The 3,377-nt window shown below is 70.5% G+C and carries 2 protein-coding genes; both read left to right on the forward strand.

All coding sequences use genetic code 11. From position 1 onward, the window contains the following. Window positions 1–240 precede the first annotated feature (240 nt). Window positions 241–1,407 carry a hypothetical protein gene (locus tag ACOV8S_RS21550; RefSeq protein WP_448319537.1) on the forward strand — a complete coding sequence of 389 codons (1,167 nt, stop codon included), beginning with the start codon at window positions 241–243 and terminating at the stop codon, window positions 1,405–1,407. Window positions 1,408–1,486: 79 nt separating this feature from the next. Continuing rightward, window positions 1,487–2,950, forward strand: a complete 1,464-nt coding sequence (locus ACOV8S_RS21555) for a Yip1 family protein (protein WP_448319538.1) — start codon at window positions 1,487–1,489, stop codon at window positions 2,948–2,950. The last annotated feature ends 427 nt before the right edge of the window (window positions 2,951–3,377 follow it).

Raw genomic sequence — 3,377 nt, forward strand, 5'->3', positions numbered from 1 at the left:
GCACCGCGCCCGTTCGGGGCGCTCCTCGTCGCTGCCGAACCACCGCACCATCGCCTCACCGCGCCGCCGTGCGCAGGGCCGAGTTGCAGGCCGTCCCGACGGGGAGCAGAGTGTTGTCAAGGCACGTCTGCGCACCGTCGAGCCGCGGCTCCGGTGACACTCCTCGGGCGGACGAGGAACACAGGTGAACACAGGCCACGCCCGGTCCCAGCGCATCTCTCGGAACTGTTTGGAGTCGCCATGCCCGGAGTTTCCCGGAGGAACCGAAGGAGGATCCCCCGTCTTGTCGGCGCGTCCTGCCTGGCGGCCTCGCTGGCCCTCCCGGCGGGCGTGACCACCGCGGTCGCCGCGTCCCCGGATGCCGGGCGGACGGCGGTCGGCGAGGCTGAGCCCAGCCCTCCCCCGCCGCCGACGGACCCCCAGACACCGGAGCAGACTCCGGACCCTCCGCAGGACACGCAGGATCCGGGAACGCAGCCCCCGGATACCGACACCCCCGAGACCTCCGACACGCAGCCCGGGACGGACGTCCCCGAGTCGCCGGACGACCTCACGGCGGAGGACCAGGAGAAGACCGACCAGGCGCTGGACCGGATCGACGGCCTGGACGTGCCCGCGGAGGTGAAGGCCGAGCTGAAGCAGGCCGTGGCCAAGCTCGCCGGGGCCCTCGACGATCCGAACACGAGCCCCGGCGACGCGAAGATCTATCGCCAGATCCTCACCGACGTCAACGCGGCCCTGGTCCCCGTCGCGGATCCCGCGACGCCCCAGGAGAAGCGGCGCGCCCTGACCGACGGGCTCCGGTCCCTGGACGGGGTGCTCACCGCGGCGACGAACGAACAGGCGCCCGCCGCGGAGAGCACCGCCTCCCGGCAGCTGGCGGGCAATGTGGCCCGGTGCACGGCGCTGCTCGCCGCCGGGAACGCCGCATCGGGCAGGCAGCAGGTGGCCGACACGACCATGCGGCACTACCGCACCGTCGTGGCCGGTACGACGGACCAGCCGAGGATCGAGGCGTCCCAGGACAGGACGGCGGTCGCGCGCGAGGTGAACGCCCAGGCCCGGGCGTTGGCGACCTCGCAGAATCCGCAGGCCACCGACGGGGACCGGGAGGAGGCCGACAAGGAGCTGGAGCGGTCGGACCGGGCGACCGAGAATTCGGGTTACCGGCAGGTCCTCCGTCAGGTGAAGAGCTACGACGCCTCCGACATGTGCGTCTCCGCCATCGAGGAGCGGACGCGTCAGGCCGGCTGGTCGATAGGGTCGTTGTGGGGCCTCTCGGACGATGCCTGCAAGGAGCCGCGTGCCGCCGGAGTCGACGACACCTCGAGCGACTGGAACAGGCTGTTCGTCTGCGTGGACGACAAGAACTTCTCGTCCTGTCCCGCCTACATCCCGAAGGACTGAGCGGCCACCGGGCCCGGTGGCGGTCACCGACGGAGTAGTCCCCCTTGAGGTCCGCCGCCCCGGGTCCCAACCTTGTCGCATGGGCATCCAGCCATGGGTGATCGTCGAGGCGCCGGACGCCCGCGGCCTCCGCAAGGTCGTGATCAACGGCGAGGTGGCCGGAAGCGCCTGGTCGTTCGACGAGCTGGTGCGGCTTCTCGGCCGCCTCGGCTACCCGCCTTCCACGGACATGGAGGACCCGGCAACCGTGCTCTGGCGCGGCGGGGGCAGCGGGACCTGGCCCGACCGCCCGTGGCGCAGGCGGGCCACCGGGGCAGTGATGTTCCTGGGCCTTCTCGTCTCCGCCGCGCTGCACATGGCGATCGGGTGGCCGGACGCCCTGAAGGCGCTGACCTTCGCGCAGAGAATCGTCGGGGCCATCTTCGTCCTGGCGGGCCTGGTCCAGGGCGTGGCGGCTGCGGCGGTCTTCGACCACTTCGGCCGGCGGCGTTCGCGGGTGTCCGGCTCGCTCGTCCTGCTCGGTGCGTTCATCGCCCTGCCCACCAGCGCGATGCTGATCTTCATGTGGCTGGAGGAGCGGGAGTACACGCCCTATCTGCTGGTCTTCATGCCCCTGTCGCTCTGGTCCGTGTGGGCACTCGTCCTCCTGGTCCGGGAGAAGGCGTGGAGGGGTGTGCCACAGCCGAAGAAGTTCGCGGCCGGCGTGGTCTTCAGCGGGCTCCTGACGGCCATCAGCCTCGCCTATTCGACGATGTACCAGCCCACCGCGGAACCGATCCGCTTCGTCCTCAAGGCGACCTTCGGCCGGCCGCAGACCGACGCCGACGCCGGCTACGTCGCGGTCCCCCTGACGCTGTACGTGAAGAACGACGGGGGAATTCCCGTCTACATCGTCAACGACGACTACACGGTGTGGGGGTCGGAGTTCAGCCGTTCCGAAGGAGGTGAAGGGCTGCGGAACTGGGCGGACGACACCAAGTTCCGTTACGTCCCGGAGGCCGAACGCTACGCCCGCGCGACCGGCAGAGAGGTGCTGCGCACCGGGCATTTCTACGGACCCGGTGCCTGGCTCGACGCGGGCGAGGAGTTCTCGTCGCAGAAGGTGGTCAGGCTTCCCAAGGACGCCGGCTACAGCGAACTGGAAGCGACCGTGTCGATGAACTACATGCGCAAGGACCGCGGCAGGATCGACGACCGGTTCAACTCCCCGGTGTTCTCCTGGGACAGGAACAACAGGCGGTTCTACTGTCCTCCGCAACAGTGCGGGGAGAACGTCGTCTACCACGGCCGGGTGCGTCACAACAACAACCTGGTGAACGTGACGCGCAGGCCGCGCTACGTCACGGCGATTTGGAGCCCGAGGCGAGGGCCCAGTGTCTTCATCTCCTCGTTCGACTTCGGCACGCGGGGCCTCTACGTCTACGGCGAGAGCATCGACAAGGCGGAGGTGGCGAGGGAGAAGGACCGGTTCGGCACCGCGATGGTCTCCGCCAACGCGAAGCTGCTCACGTCCGGTTTCCTCAGTCGTCCGGGGGCCGGGTGAGTCCGCGGTGGGCCGGTCGGGCCGGTCCGTCGGTGGGGAGGCGGGGCGGGTCCAGCCAGTCCTGCGAGAGGCCGAGGCCCGTGGACGCTGGTGAGGGGTTTGCCCCAGGTGCGGCCCGGGCGGGCGTCGGTGATGAACCAGCCCCGCACCTCGCAGCGGGTGCGCAGGTCGGCGCCGTGGTGGTGGGCGGCCGACAGGTAGGTGTGGTCCAGGGTGTTCTTGGAGCCGTAGTTGCAGCCGACGTCGCACTCGCCGCTCAGGCGGCAGGTGCTCCGGGGCAGGCCGTGGAGGTTGCCGTGATCCGGCTCGTCGATCGGTGCGCCGGGCACCGGCGGGGCGCCCGGCCGGTGACCGGCGGGCGGACCGCCGAAGGAGGCGCGGGATGACGGTGCTGCTGGCACAGATCAGCGACCTACACCTGGACGGC

This window comes from Streptomyces sp. CO7 (assembly GCF_053474865.1).

What these genes read in the sequence shown, in the direction of transcription:
- ACOV8S_RS21550 (WP_448319537.1), top strand. Translation starts at nt 241, where the DNA reads ATGCCCGGAGTTTCCCGGAGGAACCGAAGGAGGATCCCCCGTCTTGTC.
- ACOV8S_RS21555 (WP_448319538.1), top strand. Translation starts at nt 1,487, where the DNA reads ATGGGCATCCAGCCATGGGTGATCGTCGAGGCGCCGGACGCCCGCGGC.